Source organism: Geotalea uraniireducens Rf4 (assembly GCF_000016745.1).
In the GTDB taxonomy this organism is placed as follows: domain Bacteria; phylum Desulfobacterota; class Desulfuromonadia; order Geobacterales; family Geobacteraceae; genus Geotalea; species Geotalea uraniireducens.
On sequence record NC_009483.1, the window covers coordinates 2,953,781 to 2,969,017 of the forward strand.

The 15,237-nt window shown below is 53.7% G+C and carries 14 protein-coding genes and 1 tRNA gene; 10 read left to right on the forward strand and 5 right to left on the reverse strand.

Going from position 1 to position 15,237, the window contains the following annotated elements:
* The first annotated feature begins 40 nt into the window (after positions 1-40).
* Complete coding sequence (locus tag GURA_RS12995; protein WP_011939414.1) at positions 41-1,270, forward strand: glycosyltransferase; 1,230 nt, start codon at positions 41-43, stop codon at positions 1,268-1,270.
* The gene (locus GURA_RS13000; protein ID WP_011939415.1) at positions 1,267-2,685 is read left to right on the forward strand and encodes an HlyD family type I secretion periplasmic adaptor subunit; all 1,419 of its coding nucleotides are present in this window, start codon (positions 1,267-1,269) and stop codon (positions 2,683-2,685) included. The genes GURA_RS12995 and GURA_RS13000 overlap by 4 nt, the downstream gene beginning before the upstream one ends.
* Positions 2,686-2,758: 73 nt before the next feature.
* On the opposite strand, the gene GURA_RS13005 is transcribed toward GURA_RS13000, so the two are convergent.
* The 4 genes from GURA_RS13005 to GURA_RS13020 form a co-directional block, all read right to left on the reverse strand.
* Positions 2,759-2,835: transfer RNA gene (locus tag GURA_RS13005), tRNA-Arg, on the reverse strand.
* A gap of 602 nt (positions 2,836-3,437) precedes the next feature.
* Positions 3,438-4,502: an alpha/beta fold hydrolase gene (locus tag GURA_RS13010; RefSeq protein ID WP_011939416.1), complete on the reverse strand. Its 1,065-nt coding sequence runs from the start codon at positions 4,500-4,502 to the stop codon at positions 3,438-3,440.
* Between the two features lie 268 nt (positions 4,503-4,770).
* Positions 4,771-5,091: a hypothetical protein gene (locus GURA_RS13015; protein ID WP_011939417.1), complete on the reverse strand. Its 321-nt coding sequence runs from the start codon at positions 5,089-5,091 to the stop codon at positions 4,771-4,773.
* Between the two features lie 66 nt (positions 5,092-5,157).
* A complete protein-coding gene (locus GURA_RS13020; protein ID WP_011937053.1) occupies positions 5,158-6,372 on the reverse strand; it encodes an IS256 family transposase in 1,215 nt (404 codons plus the stop codon).
* A gap of 530 nt (positions 6,373-6,902) precedes the next feature.
* Between GURA_RS13020 and GURA_RS13025 the strand changes: the two genes are divergently transcribed.
* From GURA_RS13025 to phoU, 7 genes are all read left to right on the forward strand, one after another.
* Positions 6,903-7,580, forward strand: coding sequence for a winged helix-turn-helix domain-containing protein (locus tag GURA_RS13025; RefSeq protein WP_011939418.1), 678 nt, complete (start codon positions 6,903-6,905; stop codon positions 7,578-7,580).
* 26 nt (positions 7,581-7,606) lie between these two features.
* The gene (locus tag GURA_RS13030; protein WP_011939419.1) at positions 7,607-7,891 is read left to right on the forward strand and encodes a hypothetical protein; all 285 of its coding nucleotides are present in this window, start codon (positions 7,607-7,609) and stop codon (positions 7,889-7,891) included.
* 52 nt (positions 7,892-7,943) lie between these two features.
* A complete protein-coding gene (gene pstS, locus GURA_RS13035; protein ID WP_011938430.1) occupies positions 7,944-8,972 on the forward strand; it encodes a phosphate ABC transporter substrate-binding protein PstS in 1,029 nt (342 codons plus the stop codon).
* 109 nt (positions 8,973-9,081) lie between these two features.
* Positions 9,082-10,056: a phosphate ABC transporter permease subunit PstC gene (gene pstC, locus GURA_RS13040; protein ID WP_011938429.1), complete on the forward strand. Its 975-nt coding sequence runs from the start codon at positions 9,082-9,084 to the stop codon at positions 10,054-10,056.
* On the forward strand, positions 10,053-10,895 hold the full coding sequence (gene pstA, locus GURA_RS13045; protein WP_011938428.1) for a phosphate ABC transporter permease PstA: 843 nt from the start codon (positions 10,053-10,055) through the stop codon (positions 10,893-10,895). The genes pstC and pstA overlap by 4 nt, the downstream gene beginning before the upstream one ends.
* 486 nt (positions 10,896-11,381) lie before the next feature.
* On the forward strand, positions 11,382-12,140 hold the full coding sequence (gene pstB / locus GURA_RS13050; protein WP_011938427.1) for a phosphate ABC transporter ATP-binding protein PstB: 759 nt from the start codon (positions 11,382-11,384) through the stop codon (positions 12,138-12,140).
* A 167-nt stretch (positions 12,141-12,307) separates the two neighbouring features.
* Positions 12,308-12,979 (forward strand): phosphate signaling complex protein PhoU, encoded by a 672-nt coding sequence (gene phoU / locus GURA_RS13055; protein WP_011938426.1) that lies wholly within the window; start codon positions 12,308-12,310, stop codon positions 12,977-12,979.
* Positions 12,980-13,278: 299 nt separating this feature from the next.
* On the opposite strand, the gene GURA_RS13060 is transcribed toward phoU, so the two are convergent.
* Positions 13,279-14,454 carry an IS4-like element ISGur4 family transposase gene (locus GURA_RS13060; RefSeq protein ID WP_011937084.1) on the reverse strand — a complete coding sequence of 392 codons (1,176 nt, stop codon included), beginning with the start codon at positions 14,452-14,454 and terminating at the stop codon, positions 13,279-13,281.
* Positions 14,455-14,717: 263 nt separating this feature from the next.
* On the opposite strand from GURA_RS13060, the gene GURA_RS13065 reads away from it, so the two are divergent.
* Entirely contained in the window at positions 14,718-15,221 is a 504-nt protein-coding gene (locus GURA_RS13065) for a SixA phosphatase family protein (RefSeq protein ID WP_011939420.1), read from the forward strand.
* Positions 15,222-15,237: the final 16 nt, after the last annotated feature.

Consider the following 15,237-nt stretch of genomic DNA (forward strand, 5'->3'; position numbering starts at 1 on the left):
AGGGACTTATCCCGTTCATAGGGGTTACGATGAGGAAACCATGAGCCGTTTTTTGCTGGCATGGGCATTGGGTGGCAATTACGGCCATTTGGGTAAATTGGCACCACTGACGAGAGCACTCAAGGATAGTGGACATGATGTGGCCCTTGCCGTCAGGGATCTTTCCACTCTGGGGCAGTTCCTTGACCGTTCCGAGGCGACTTTTCTACAGGCGCCTGTTGACGCCCCCCCAAGATGGAGGCTACAGCCAGCGAGCTTTGCCGATATCCTTGAAGAAAGCGGTTTCGGCAATCCTGACCGGCTTGATGGGCTGGTACGAGGTTGGCACGGCCTCTTTGATCTCTACCGACCCGACGTGGTGGTGGCGGAATATGCGCCGTCAGCCGTATTTGCCGCTAAGCTGGCAGGTATACCCTGTCTGCGTATGGATACCGGCTTCGCTATTCCGCCGGAGATGAGCCCCTATCCCTGCTTCCGACCTTGGCTCAAGCTACGAAGGGAACAGCTGTTGGGAAAAGAGATGAACATGCTGCAGGCCATGAACCAAGTTCGCAAGGACTATGGCCATTCTGCGCATGAGTATCTCTTTCAGGCAGTGCAGGCCAACCTGACCCTGCTGACAACTGTGCCGGAGCTTGATCACTACCCGGCACGCAAGGGAGGTTGCTATATCGGCCCGCTGTTGAATCTGGACACAGGGCAGAATGTCCCCTGGCCTGGAGGAAATGGAAAGCGGATATTTGCCTACCTGCGCCCTTTTCCAGAACTTGGGCTGGTACTGGATGGGCTCAGGGACTGTGGCAGTCAAACCATTGCCGTGGTTCCCGGCATCGACCAGGAGCTTTGCGACAGGTATAGCGGCAGCAATCTTTCGATCACCAGCCAAACTGCGGCATTGCGGCCTATCCTGACCAAAGCGGATCTGGTCGTTTCCCATACCGGCCATGGCCTGACATCGGCGGCACTGCTTGCAGGGGTACCGACATTGGCAATACCGACCCAGATCGAGCAGATGATGCTGATGAGAACCATCGAACGAATTGGTATAGGTATTGGTATCACCCCCAATGCACTACGGGCACATTTTCAGGAAGTCCTGCAAAAAACCCTTGCCGATCAAGAGATTACCCACCGAACACAAGAGATTGCAGCCAAGTACAGTCGGTATGATGAAAAGAGAACCTTGGCTCGTCTAATAAAAACCATTGAGCGACTGCCTGAAGCCATCAGAAACAGGCAGCCCGGCAAACAGGAGAAAATAAACAGATGAATGAGCAGCACCCACCAAAACCTTCCCGCTTGGCGAGGTTGTCCTCTTGGCTGTTCAGTGCCGCCGAAACAGATTCGTTGGACTTTGCCCCTTCCATGGTTCAATTACAGGAGAAGCCGCCGGCACCGCTGGGACGGACCGTGTTGAAGGTTGTAGCGATACTGTTCTGTTGCGTCCTGCTTTGGGCTGTTCTGGGGCGACTGGATATCGTGGCAGTTGCGGAAGGTAAGCTGGTACCGAAGACTTACTTGAAGATCGTGCAGCCTTCTGAACAGGGAATCGTGGAGGAGATCATGGTCAAAGAGGGGCAGTCGGTTACCAAGGGGCAACTCCTGATGCGGATGGATGCGGTACTCTCCACTGCGGAAGGAAAATCCCTGGCTTCGGAATTCCACCGTTTGCGGCTTGCCCTGCGCCGGATCGATGCAGAACTGGCAGGCAGACCGCTTACCAGGGAGAGCAATGACCCGCCTGATCTGTTCGCGCAGGTATCAGCACAATATCATACCAACCGTCAGGCCCATCAGAGCGCCATTGACGAGCAGCAAAGCGTACTGGAGCGCGCCAGCCAGGATATGGCCTCTGCCCGGGAAATCAAGGCAAAGCTTGAGCAGACACTCCCCCATTACCGTGAGATGGAAAAGGCCTACGAGGATCTTTTCAAAGTAGGAACAGTGGCAAAGCTTCAATTTTCAGAGAAGCAACGTGATCGCATTGAGAAGGAACATGACCTTAAGACCCAGGAGTACACCCTAAAAAGCAATCAAGCACTGATGGCCCAAACTCTGAAAAATATGGCTCAGCTTACTGCCGACAACCGGCGACAGTTGCAGACAGAACGAGTTGAGACAATGGGACAGCTTGAGAAGATCACACAGGAGTTGGCCAAGCAGCAGCACCGTCACCAGCTGCTGGAATTGAAGGCCTCCAACGACGGAGTTGTGAAGGATTTGGCAACACATACCGCCGGTACGGTGGTAACGCCGGGGACAATCCTGATGACCCTGGTACCGAAGGAAGAACCGCTGCAGGCTGAGGTATGGGTTAGCAACGAAGATATCGGCTTCGTGCGTCCTGATCAACCGGTGAAGGTCAAACTTTCTGCCTTTAGCTTCCAGAAATACGGCATGTTGGACGGAAAAGTGGAGCAGGTCAGTGCCGATTCCAGCGAAAATCCAAACCAGAGCGGAACGATCGATTCGACCACGTCAGTTCCCCCCAGGGACCTAAGCCGACTGCGCTACAAAACCCTGATCGCTCTTTCCACCCAGCAACTCATTGCCGACGGACAGAAGCACAAATTGACACCGGGCATGCAGGTATCGGCGGAGATCAAGCTCGGTACGAGATCGGTGGTGGAATATCTGTTCTCGCCGGTGACGAAGGCCTTCCATGAAGCGGGGCGAGAGCGGTAAAGACGAGGCGTGTGAGCAGAATCGATGTGCGAAAAAGAAAAGGTCACAGCATAAGCTGTAACCCCTTGATTTATGGCGTCCCCGAGACGATTCGAACGTCCGACCCCTTCCTTAGGAGGGAAGTGCTCTATCCTGCTGAGCTACGGGGACATAGGCTAACTACTTGATGTTTTTAGCTTTTATCATGTTGCAAGTCTGATCAAGTAACCTTTTTAAAAATTCTATTTAAATTAGCACATTTACACTACTTTTTGTTGCAATCCGCCGCAGCATGTTGCAGCAAAACATCTGGCAAAAAGGTTACTAAAAAGGTTACTCGACAGGGAAGAATATGTAACAAATCTTATACCTAGAGTCAAGATAATTACGTGAAAGCTATCCAGCCCGATACATTTGCAAAGGAGATATAGCCACTCTCCAAAAAACAGTTAGTAGATATCTCAGGCAGGAACTCTATATTCACGCGAGACCATGATGTGCAAGATCTAGCTTGGAGCGTTTAATCTTCTGCTATAGAGTGAAAGCGACATAACGTGACGCGACTATCGAGTATCTTCACGGCATCACCAAGGAGGTCGGCGTCCGAAGTGCACCAGCAAGGAGCACTGTCGATGCTGGCGAGGAAACGTAAATATCTATTATTCTTGAGCTCTGGAAATAGTCCGAAACGGCTGATGATCTCAAGGAGATTGTTTATCGCCATGATGATTACCAGTTGCTCTCGTGAAACCGCGCGGCAGGCTCCAGCGCAGTCAGGTGTTCGGAAAATGCTGACAGGTCGGCTGCGTCATTTCGACCAGCCACCGGATTTCTTCAACCACTCGCAACGCATGCTCCCTGTGGGTTACCAGCGTCACATGGTCGGCTCCTTTGATGACGAGATGCCTGCCGCGGGAGGATAGCCGTGCCAGATCCGCTTGCAGCTCGAGCGCCCCTGGCCTCGCCCCCTCCCCTGCGCTCAGTACGGTGAGGGGCTTTTCCCCCAGGCTCCTGGTTGTGCGCACTTGCGAACAGAGAGCATTCCAGTTCGACGCCTCCTCGTTCGTGACTTTCAGGTGTTCGTACGAGCAGAGGAACGAGCGCGCCTCATCGCACTGCAACGGCGGCAAACCATCGGCCTGCTCCTGGAAGAAATTGCTGATTCGGACGTAGCCGATCCTGGCCAGGAGCGGAACGGTCCTGAGCATGCGAAAGCCTGCATTCATATGGCTGCGTATGGCCTGGCTGCGCTGACGCTGATCGGGGTGCGAGGCATCGATCAGTACGACGCCGGACACCTCGTCAGGATACAGATCGTTAAAGAGGCGTACCAAAAGCCCCCCCATGGAATGGCCTACCAGCACATAGGGGCCCTCGATACCGGCTGAGTGCAGCATTCCGTGCAGCCTGCGCACGTTTCCCGTTGCGGACACGGGTCCAGAGTCCGCCTCGCTCCAGCCAAGCCCCGCCCGGTCGTAGGAAACGACCCTTGCAAATTTGGCCACTTCAGGCTGAATCCATCCCCACGCGGAACTCATCCCCCCGAGACCGGTCTCAAGCACGACCGTAGGGCTCCCTTTTCCGCATCGTTTGCCGCTTGCCAGCATATGCAGCCTGAGCCCGTCTATCGATACAAGCTTCCCGGGAGGAGGTAACCTGTACCGGTCCCAAACGGATGAGGCGCTCTGGTAAAGGACTCCCGCAGACACGGTTGCAAGAAGCATCAAAGCCAGCACTACGCTGATCCGTCTCAGGCAGCGCACCACTCCAGAACGCCTCCGTTCGGGATTCATGCCGTCGCAGGCATCAGGGTTTCCGCAGTCGAGCGAATTTCCCATGGTTGTCTCCGATGCGTGAGCGCGTCGCAAAACAGCCCGATTTCAGCGCCACGCAAGATTATCATGTCATAATGATAACCCATTAAACCAGAGGTTCTCGGAATTGCAAGCGGGGAGACGCTCAAGGATGCGCCTAAGGGATGAGTCTTTAGGACTTAGGGACGGTTGCACAGATGGCTGCAAAGGCTACGAATTTTTACGCTGATCCGCCCGCAGGAGAACATTTCGGAGCCCCGGGACGTCGTATGACGGGATCCGTGCGCTATTCTTACCTGCCTGATCCATAGAACACGGTACGCGCCATTTCCCTGGCGGACGTCTGATAACTGTCCAGAGGGTGCGTCTTGCAGTAACGCTCCAAAAGCAGCGTTCCCGTTTCGCCGTTGGCGATTTCGAGTTTGGGTACATTGTTGATCTTCCTGTCATAAGTTGCCAGACCGGTAAGATATCCGCTCAGCCAGAGCTCAAATGTCATGGTTTTTCTTTCCGACCGTGCCTTGAGGTACGCAGCGCAGCTGGCATTGCCCGCCATATTCGTATGGACGACGCCGTCGCAATGGGCAACATCACAAAGGCATACCGACATCATGAGACAGCACACAGCAGTTTTGGGGCCTGTCAATAGTTTTGTGTAAATGGTTTTGGTTCCCTGTTTTTAATAGCTTGGCATTCTGTCTTCAAAAAGAATGGAAAAGCGGTTCATGGCAGCTTTCCAGTCTCTGATCGGCAGGGTCCATTTCTTCGCGATGTTTCTCAGCGCCAGGTATAGTAACTTGAACATTGCCTCATCATTGGGAAACGAGCCCCGGTTTTTGGTCACCTTTCTGAGTGACATATTCAGTGATTCAATGGCATTGGTTGTGTAAATAACCTTTCGTATATCAGCTGGATAGGCAAAAAATGGTATAACTTGCGCCCAGTTCCGGCGCCAGGACTGGCTGATCGTCGGGTGTGTTTTGTCCCATTTTGCCTCAAATGCTGTCAGTTCCATTTCGGCCTGCTCAGCGGTCGCTGACTGGTAGATAACCTTCAAATCTGTCGCAACTTCTTTGCGTTGTTTCCACGAAACGAACTTCAAGGAATTGCGTACCATATGGACGATGCAAAGTTGGACTTGAGTGTTGGGATAAACTATTTCTATGGCCTCAGGGAACCCCTTCAGGCCGTCAACGCAGGCAATGAAGATGTCTTGGACACCACGGTTCTTAAGTTCGGTCACAACCTGCAACCAGAACTTGGCTCCTTCGTTTTCGGAGACCCACATTCCCAGAACTTCCTTGGCACCGTCTATGTTGATGCCGATGGCCAGATAGACAGCCTTGTTCACAACATGGCCATTGCCTCTGGCTTTGACCCTGATGGCATCCATGTAAACGATGGGATAAAGCGCATCCAACGGGCGGTTCTGCCAAGCTTTGACCTCTTCAGCTACTGCTTCAGTCACTATTGAAATCAGAGCGGGGGATACTTCAACACCGTAGATTTCCTCCAAGTGTCCCTGGATCTCACGAGTGGTAAGCCCGCGGGAGTACAGGGAGATAATCTTATCATCGAACTCGGCGAACCGGGTTTGGCCTTTGGGAATGATGACTGGTTCAAAGCTGCTATCCCGGTCACGAGGGACCTCAATCGGCATGGTGCCAAAATCGCCTTTGATGGTCTTTGCCGACGAGCCATTGCGTGCATTGCCACCTTTGGCGGAAACGGAAGCATGCTTCTCGTGGCCGAGGTGCAGTGTCATTTCAGCCTGGAGCGCCCGCTGAAGAACAGCCTTGGTCAACTGCTTCAGCAGCCCGTTTTCCCCTAGAATCTCTTCGGGGGTCTTATAATGTTTGAGTAGATCGTCGATTACGTCGGTGTTAATAGTCATGTGATCTCCTTAGGGTAACTTGGTGTACCCCCTAATGACCATTTACACAAACCTTTTTACACCCTCCAGTTTTGATGAACATCATCTCTCCAGGTAGATGCAGAGGAGGGCGGATCTGCTTGAGCAAAGGTTCGACCCGTAGACAAAATATGGTTTCTTCCCACCCCTCACCGCATAGGGCTATATTGAACTGCGTGACTCGCCTCTTTCTGCTGATCGAAAGAGGCGGGCAATGAGGCTTATTCTAGCACAGCCGAAAGGGACACATTGTAACAATCAAATTACTTTTGCACTCATCTCGGCAAGCTTCTGTCTTGGTCTTTTCATGAAACATTCAGCAACCGTTGTCGTTCCGTAACGCTCACAGGTTAGAATGACGCAAACTGCTGGAAAGAATCTATGATACCGCCTGAATGCCAGCGCAAACAAACCAATATTACGTCGCTTTTACAGGGCTGTAACACAACTGCCACCTTTCTCCTGTAACATTTTTTCTGTAGCATCAAGAAAACCGTGAAAAGAGGGCACTAATGAAGACCATACTCGTGATCGAAGACGAAAAGGACCTGGCGGAACTGATAGCCTTCAACCTGGAAAAGGAAGGATACCGGCCGCTCATCGCCCTTGATGGGATTTCCGGCCTGGAAGCCGTGCGCAGCAATCCTCCCGACCTCATTCTCCTGGATCTGATGCTCCCCGGCTTATTAGGAACCGAGATCTGCAAACTCCTGAAGAAGAATGAAAAAACCGCCGCCATTCCGATCATCATGCTAACAGCCAAGGGTGAGGAGATAGACCGGGTCGTCGGTTTTGAAGTGGGCGCGGACGATTACATGGTGAAACCTTTCTCCACCCGGGAGCTGCTGCTGCGGGTCAAGGCGGTGCTGCGCCGCACCATGCCGGAAAAAACAGCAGAAAAGCGCATCACCATCGGCCTCGTCACCATCGACACCGAACGCCACCTGGTCAACGTTGCCGGTGAAGAGATTATCCTCACGACCACCGAATTCAAGCTGCTCCTTAACCTGGCCGAACGCCTGGGGCGTGTGCAGAGCCGTGACATCCTGCTGCAAAACGTCTGGGGATACAATTACGTGGGGGACAGCCGGACGGTGGATACCCATGTGACAAGGCTCAGGACCAAACTCGGCGAGGCGGGAGAAATGATCAAGACCGTGCGCGGTTTCGGCTACAAGATGGAGGAATAATAAAGGTCACCTTTCGCTGGAAACTGATGGTCTCATACCTCTGCCTGGTGCTGCTCATGTGCGGCATACTTTACGGCTACCTTAATAATGCCCTTGAAAACTATCTGCTGGCCGAAATAAAGGACAATCTGACAAACGAAACCAGGATGGCGGCGCTCATGGTGAGCAGAAAAGGCAGAGACCTGCACCGTGATGCCCAGGCAATTGCTGTAGCTATCGGCAAAGAGGTGAAGGCCAGGAAGCCGGCCATGGTCCTGAGGCTTAAGCGTATACTTTCACCGAATCTTTCCCAACCTGTAACATGGTTGTAACATTTAGCAGGCAATAATAAGCCCAAAGCAAACATAAAAAAGGAGGACATACATGCTCAACATCATCCGTAAAAGCATTCTGACCCTGGCCATCCTGGCGGTAACCGCCATCTCCGGCCAGGCATCGGCAGAAACGCTCATCAACGGCGCAGGCGCAACCTTCCCCTACCCGCTCTACTCCAAGTGGTTCGCCGAATACGCCAAGGTCGATCCGACCGTCAAGTTCAACTACCAGTCCATCGGCTCAGGCGGCGGCATCAAGCAGATCACTGCCCAGACCGTCGATTTCGGCGCTTCCGATAAATTCCTCTCCGACGCAGAACTGAAGGCTGCCCCCGGCAAGCTGCTCCACATCCCGACCGTTATGGGCGCCGTGGTCGTCACTTACAACGTTCCCGGCGTGGGTAAAGGGCTGAAGCTTTCTTCCGAAGATGTGGCTGATATCTACCTGGGGAAGATCACCAAGTGGAACGACCCGAAGATCGCCAACGACAACCCCAAGATCAAGCTTCCCAACCAGCCGATCATCGTTGTTCACCGCTCTGACGGGAGCGGCACCACGAGCATCTTCACCGACTATCTTTCCAGCGTCAGCCCGGAATGGGCAGGCAAGGTGGGCAAGGGTGCTTCCGTCAAGTGGCCTATCGGCCTCGGCGGCAAGGGTAACGAAGGGGTTGCCGGACAGGTCAAGACCACCCAGTACACCATCGGTTACGTGGAACTGGCCTATGCCTTCGAAAACAAGCTTCCTTTCGCCACATTGAAAAACAAGAGCGGCAATTTCGTCGAGCCTTCCATCAAGTCCACCAGCGCAGCAGCTGCCGGCGCGGCCAAATCCATGCCTGCCGATTACCGCATCTCGCTGGTCAACCAGCCGGGCAAGGATGCCTACCCGATCGTCGGCTTCACCTGGCTCCTCGTCTACCAGGACCAGAAGGACAAGGTAATAGGAAAGAAGCTGGTCGAGTTCCTCAACTGGGAATTGAAGCATGGCCAGAAGATGGCCGACAAGATCCTCTATGCGCCACTCCCTGCTAACGTGGCGAAGATGGTGGAAAAAACCGTCAAGAGCATCAAGTAACAGCTTCAAACACCAATCCGCCCGGGCAGGGTCCGCCACCGATTGCACCTGCCCGGGCCTTTTTCTGCCGAAACTTTTATTACAACCGTTTCAACATTTCGTTACAAACATGTGGAGGAAGGCCGTGCCGCCCGAAGCAATCTCACAGAAGTGGAACATCAAAACCGGCCTGAACGGCGACTTCATCTTCAAGGGGATCACCGTCGTTTTCGCCTTCAGCATCCTCGCCATACTGCTTCTCATGGTCTACGAAATGGTCGGCGAGAGCCTCCCCGCCATGAGAAAATTCGGCTGGCGGTTCATCACCAGCAGTGATTGGGATGCGGTGCAGGAGACCTTCGGCGCGCTTCCCTACCTCTGGGGCTCGGTGGTTTCATCGATCCTCGCCCTCCTTCTCGCAACGCCGCTTTCCATCGGCAGCGCCGTCTTCATCACCGAGATCGCGCCGAAAAAGTTCGGCGGCGTGATCGCCGCCCTGGTCGAGCTCCTGGCCGCCATCCCGAGCGTCATCTACGGCCTCTGGGGGGTGCTGGTCATGGCGCCATGGCTGCAGCGGACCGTCCAGCCGTTTCTCATCGATCACTTCGGCTTCCTCCCCCTCTTCAAGGGGGCACCCTACGGGGTGAGCATGCTCGCCGCGGTCTTCATCCTGATGATCATGGTGGTGCCGATCATCACCTCCATCACCAAGGAGGTGCTTCTGGCCGTGCCCCAGAGCCAGAAAGAGGCTGCCATCGCCCTCGGCGCGACCCGCTGGGAGATGATCCGCATGGCAGTCCTCCCCTACGGCCGCTCCGGCATCCTGGGAGCGGTGATCCTCGGCCTGGGGCGGGCCATCGGCGAGACCATGGCGGTCACCATGGTGATCGGCAACACGCCGCAGATATCCCTGTCGCTCCTCTCCCCCGCCTACACCATGCCGAGCGTCATCGCCAACGAATTCGCCGAGGCAAGCTCGCAGCTCCACTCCGCGGCGCTCATGGAGATCGGCCTCATCCTGCTGGTGGTCACCCTCGTCATCAACGCCCTTGCCCGCTTTCTGATCTGGAGCGTGAACCGAAAACAGAGCGGAGGTGGACTATGATGCGGAGTGTCGCCCTGCGCAAGGCAAAAAACCTGCTGATGACGGCGCTGATGGTCGCTGCGACCCTGTCGGTGCTGGTGCCGCTCGTCTTCATCTTCGTCCATATCGTGAAGATGGGACTTAGTTCCGTAAATCTCGACTTTTTCACCCAGATACCGAAACCGACCGGCGAGACCGGCGGCGGCATGGCCAACGGCATGGTGGGCTCCGCGGTGATGATCGCCATGGCCTCGTTAATAGGCCTCCCCATCGGCATCTTCGGCGCCATTTACCTGGCCGAATACGGCGGCAGCCGCATCTCCACCGTCATCCGCTTTGCCGCCGACGTACTTTCCGGCATCCCCTCCATCATCACCGGCATGGTCGCCTACACCCTGCTCGTGGTGCCGATGAAGGGCTTTTCCGCCCTGGCCGGCGCAGTGGCCCTGGCGATGATCATGATCCCCATAGTGCTCCGCACCACCGAGGAACAGCTGAAGATGGTCCCCGGCACCCTGCGTGAAGCCTCGCTGGCACTGGGGGTGCCGCTCTGGCGCACGAGCCTCAAGGTCACCCTGAGGAGCGCCATGACCGGGGTCATGACCGGCATACTCCTCTCCGTCGCCCGGGTAGCGGGGGAAACCGCGCCGCTCCTCTTCACAGCTCTCGGCAACCAGTTCTGGAGCAGGAAACTCACCGAACCGATGGCGGCGATGCCGCTACAGATCTTCAACTTCGCCATCTCGCCATACGAGGACTGGCACCGCCTCGCCTGGGCAGGCGCCCTGGTCCTGGTGACGGTCATGTTCTCCTTGAGCCTGGCTGCGCGGTATTTCGGCAGAAGCAGACAAGAAGGCTGACAACCTGCCACGGAGACACAGAGACACGGAGAAAAACGAAAAATACAACATTGTCGAACCGCAAAGTCGCAAAGGGCGCCAAGAAAACTTAAAAAAAGCCAGCGTTGTCCGGTTTGGTTTTTGCTTACGTCCCGTAGGGACAGAATACTGGTAGCCGGGGAATTCATTCCCCGGTCATCCAGGCGAAATATCATCACGTCACGTACATGACGTGGGGAAATATAGCATCTCATCCGGGGGATGAATCCTCCGGGGGATGAATCCCCCGGCTACATTCGAACGCCCCTAATGGGGCTTAACAACCTTGATGCACAAACCAAACCGGACAACGCTGAAAAAAAGCTATTTTTTAGTGCCTTAGACAAAAAGAAAGTAGTTTTCGATTTTACTTTGCGAACTTTGCGGTTTAGGCTCTTTGGGGCCTTTGCGGTTCAAAGGTTCTGATTCTATTTATACGTATTTCTGGCAAGAACAAAAGAGGTCTGAATGAACACCAAGGTAAAACTGGAAAATCTCAACGTCCATTTCGGCAGCAACCACGCGGTCAAGGATGTCTCCATCGACTTCCCGGAAAACAGCGTCACCGCCATCATCGGCCCTTCGGGGTGCGGCAAATCGACGGTGCTCCGCTCCATCAACCGGATGCACGACCTGGCGCCTGCGGCACGGGTCACGGGCAAGATCATCCTTGACGACACCGACATCTACGACAAGGGGGTGGACCCGGTCTCCATCAGGAGAAGGGTCGGCATGGTCTTCCAGAAACCTAACCCCTTCCCGGCCATGTCGATTTATGATAACGTGATTGCCGGTTACAAGCTGAACGGCAGGGTCAACCGGAGCGAGGCGGACGAGATCGTCGAGTCGTCTCTCAAACGGGTCGCCCTCTGGGACGAGGTGAAGGACCGGCTGAAGGCAAGCGCCATGGAACTTTCCGGCGGCCAGCAGCAAAGGCTCTGCATCGCCAGGACCATTGCCGTAAGACCGGAGGTGATCCTCATGGACGAACCGGCTTCGGCTCTCGACCCGCTCTCGACCCTGAAGATCGAGGAACTGATCGAGGAACTGAAGGAGAAGTACACCATCATCATCGTCACCCACAACATGCAGCAGGCCGCCCGCGTCTCCGACTTCACCGCCTTTTTCTACCTGGGAGAGCTGATCGAATGCGGCGAAACGAGGAAGGTCTTCACCACCCCGGACAAGAAACAGACCGAGGATTACATCACCGGCCGATTTGGGTAAGAACCGGTTCGACGTTCGACGTTCGACGTTCGACGTTGAAAAACCTTAAACCTGAAACTTCGAACTTAGAACTTCGAACTTAGAACTTAGAACTTAGAACTTCGAACTTCGAACTTCGAACTTAGAACTTCGAACTTCGAACTTCGAACTTAAAACATGAGGTTACCATGGAAAGAGAACATTTCAGCAAAGTATTCGACGAGGAACTGAACACCATCCGCGAGAAGCTCCTCGAAATGGGGGGGAAGGTGGAGGTGATGATCGCCAACTCGATGAAATCCCTCGTGGAGCGGGACTCCGAGCTGGCCGAACGAACCATTGCCTTTGACCACGAGATCAACCACCTGGAGATGGAGATCGACGAGAGATGCCTGGAAGTGCTGGCGCGCCGCCAGCCGGCAGCCCGCGACCTGCGTTTCATCACCCTGGCGCTCAAGATCGTCACCGACCTGGAGCGGATCGGCGACCAGTGTACTGGCATTGCCAAAAGGGCCAAGGAGCTGAACATGGAGCCGCCGCTCAAACCTTACATCGACCTCCCCCGCATGGCCGACTGGGCTTCGATGATGGTCAAGGAAGCGCTCGACGCCTTCGTCCGCGGCGACGACACCCTGGCGATCAAGGTCTGCAAGGACGACCAGTTCGTGGACGAGCTGAACGAGCAGATCCAGCGGGAACTCCTCACCTTCATGATGGGGGACCCGTCCACCATCAGCCGCGCCATCAAGGTCAACTACATCTCCAAGTGCCTGGAGCGGATCGCGGACCACGCCACCAACGTGGCAGAAATGGTCATCTTCATGGTCAAGGGGAAGGACATCCGCCATACCATCGCCTGATCTGCAAGCGGGTTGATCGCAAAGGGGCGCAGCGGCTGTTGCGCCCTTTTTTTGGAAGAACATTCTCCCGACGGAGGAAGAAGCACCCTCTCGTATATTGGTTTCTTGAACAACGGATATCCCTTCCACTGAATATCAGTTGGGTCAGATGCCGCCGGCAAAGGTTCTCAGTTCAACGCAAAGCCATTGTTCCAAATCGGCAATGTCATACACGAAATGCTTCCATGCGGGTCATTGCACCCAACGACACAATTGTTACATTTATGTAAATTATGACAGTCAAACCCAGTAACTTCCGGTTAGGTTTTTGCACGACGTTTCTTACGTTTCAACTGTCTAATTTTGTTTGAGTTACCTTGTATTCTTGTGCGACGGCTCTGCTGTTCGGCTGCTGCTTCATTTGCAATCTGATTGCGTAATTCTCGTACCCTGCTAATGCTGACTGGCTCCTGGTGCTGCTCACGGCAATAGATGGCTAGCAGCAGATAGGTGATGAGACCACCAAGTATTTGAACCATGAGACCATATTCGCTTCTGGCAATCAGGTGATACACCTTTAGGTGGCGTTTCCACCAACCGAAGAAGGTCTCTATGTTCCAGCGCAGTTTATAAACCTGGGCCACTTCTTCAGCCGTCAGGTCGTATCTGTTGGTTGCTACCCAGTAGTCCTTGCCGTCAATACGGTAACCAACAAGGCGCAGCTCTTTCTCAGTCTGGTTTATACCTTTGGTGCCGAGAAGTACTATCTGGTCATAGAAGACAATACTGTCAGGATTTACGGCATTCTCTCTGATGACGGTTTTGTGTGTATTCTCCCTGATACGGCAGACAAAAAACTTCTCGGCGGCCTGCCACTGGTCAAAGTGATTATGAGACTGATACCCACGATCCATGACACCGGTTTCGCCTTTGTCGATGATCTTATCAACAAAGGGGCGCTCACCCTCTTTACCGTCGGTCAGGAATATCTTCCTTGGAATACCACGGTTGATATCGAAGCCGATATGGGCCTTGGCCTTCTTAGAGCCGCTTCGGTAATCTGCCCATTCCATAGATAGAACAGCATCTATCAAAGAACCGTCTATGGATACCAGATTGCCAAGGTGAGCATATTCATCGGGAAGCACTCTGCCTGCTTGCTTGACAAGATGCCCGAATACCTCGGAAAGCTGTTCAAGACCACGGTTGTTGATTGCCTCAAAGAAAGAGCTCTTTTTGATTCCCTTGGGGGGAGCAACACATTCCTTGGCGAAGTCATCCTGATCCAGCGCCTGGAGAAGTTCGCTCCCGGAAGAGAACTCTTCCAAGTGATAAAAGATCAGGGCTTTTAGCTGATCATCGAAAGTCATTTGCAACGGGCGATACCCCCTGGATTCAAGTTCATTATCTGACTTGAATCTCTCAAAAATCGGGGTAAGAAGCAATTTGAAAGCGCGTGATTTTCGTCTTTGTTTCAGTCGTTTGAACGGTCGCATATCGTAACTCCTGTAATATTGGATAGTTACGAGTGCGGACCACCGTTTTTTTACTCAAAGTCAAGCAAATAATGCGGTATAACGCTGATTTTACAACTTTTTTACATTCTCAAAGAACCTTGCAAAGACCAAACCGGACAATGCTGAGTCAAACCCGGTTTTTCGATACTTTTGGTTGTATTGCATGCGCTCTTCATTATAATTAGTAGAATACAGTATGAACTGCTTATTTATTCATAGTTGATGAAACAGGGACCAACTCCATGAAACTCATTATTGTTCGGCATGCTGCGGCAATTGAAAAAACTTCGAGCGTTGCTGAGGAATACAGATATCTGCCCCCCGAAGGAAGGGAATTTTTTCGTAAGACAGCTCGAACTATGTCGAAAAAGGGGGTTAATCCGAGTCTGATCCTTACCAGTCCTTTGCTCAGGGCGGTGCAGACTGCGGATATCCTGGCAGAAACCATATCGTACATCGGGCCGCTCGTGGTGGCTGACGAACTGATGCCGGGATTTGACAAAACAGCCCTGCAGAGCCTTCTCAATACCTTTCAGCCGCTGAAAGAGCTGGTGATCGTGGGACATGAACCGGACCTGAGCCTCCTCATCGCTTCGTTTCTGTCCCTGCCTGGTGGATTCAACTTCAGAAAGGGGGCCGCGGTCAAGCTGAGCATCGATACGGCGGCCCTTAACGCACCGGCAGCTTTTAAATGGCTTGCTGTCGGCAAAAAACTGATAACTGATGAAATAGATGCTTTCGTATAGTAGTCACACATTGGGC

What these genes read in the sequence shown, in the direction of transcription:
- GURA_RS13010 (WP_011939416.1), bottom strand. Translation starts at nt 4,502, where the DNA reads ATGGGAAATTCGCTCGACTGCGGAAACCCTGATGCCTGCGACGGCATG.
- GURA_RS13015 (WP_011939417.1), bottom strand. Translation starts at nt 5,091, where the DNA reads ATGATGTCGGTATGCCTTTGTGATGTTGCCCATTGCGACGGCGTCGTC.
- GURA_RS13025 (WP_011939418.1), top strand. Translation starts at nt 6,903, where the DNA reads ATGAAGACCATACTCGTGATCGAAGACGAAAAGGACCTGGCGGAACTG.
- GURA_RS13060 (WP_011937084.1), bottom strand. Translation starts at nt 14,454, where the DNA reads ATGCGACCGTTCAAACGACTGAAACAAAGACGAAAATCACGCGCTTTC.
- GURA_RS13030 (WP_011939419.1), top strand. Translation starts at nt 7,607, where the DNA reads ATGGTCTCATACCTCTGCCTGGTGCTGCTCATGTGCGGCATACTTTAC.
- GURA_RS12995 (WP_011939414.1), top strand. Translation starts at nt 41, where the DNA reads ATGAGCCGTTTTTTGCTGGCATGGGCATTGGGTGGCAATTACGGCCAT.
- GURA_RS13020 (WP_011937053.1), bottom strand. Translation starts at nt 6,372, where the DNA reads ATGACTATTAACACCGACGTAATCGACGATCTACTCAAACATTATAAG.
- GURA_RS13000 (WP_011939415.1), top strand. Translation starts at nt 1,267, where the DNA reads ATGAATGAGCAGCACCCACCAAAACCTTCCCGCTTGGCGAGGTTGTCC.
- pstS (WP_011938430.1), top strand. Translation starts at nt 7,944, where the DNA reads ATGCTCAACATCATCCGTAAAAGCATTCTGACCCTGGCCATCCTGGCG.
- pstB (WP_011938427.1), top strand. Translation starts at nt 11,382, where the DNA reads ATGAACACCAAGGTAAAACTGGAAAATCTCAACGTCCATTTCGGCAGC.
- pstC (WP_011938429.1), top strand. Translation starts at nt 9,082, where the DNA reads ATGTGGAGGAAGGCCGTGCCGCCCGAAGCAATCTCACAGAAGTGGAAC.
- pstA (WP_011938428.1), top strand. Translation starts at nt 10,053, where the DNA reads ATGATGCGGAGTGTCGCCCTGCGCAAGGCAAAAAACCTGCTGATGACG.
- GURA_RS13065 (WP_011939420.1), top strand. Translation starts at nt 14,718, where the DNA reads ATGAAACTCATTATTGTTCGGCATGCTGCGGCAATTGAAAAAACTTCG.
- phoU (WP_011938426.1), top strand. Translation starts at nt 12,308, where the DNA reads ATGGAAAGAGAACATTTCAGCAAAGTATTCGACGAGGAACTGAACACC.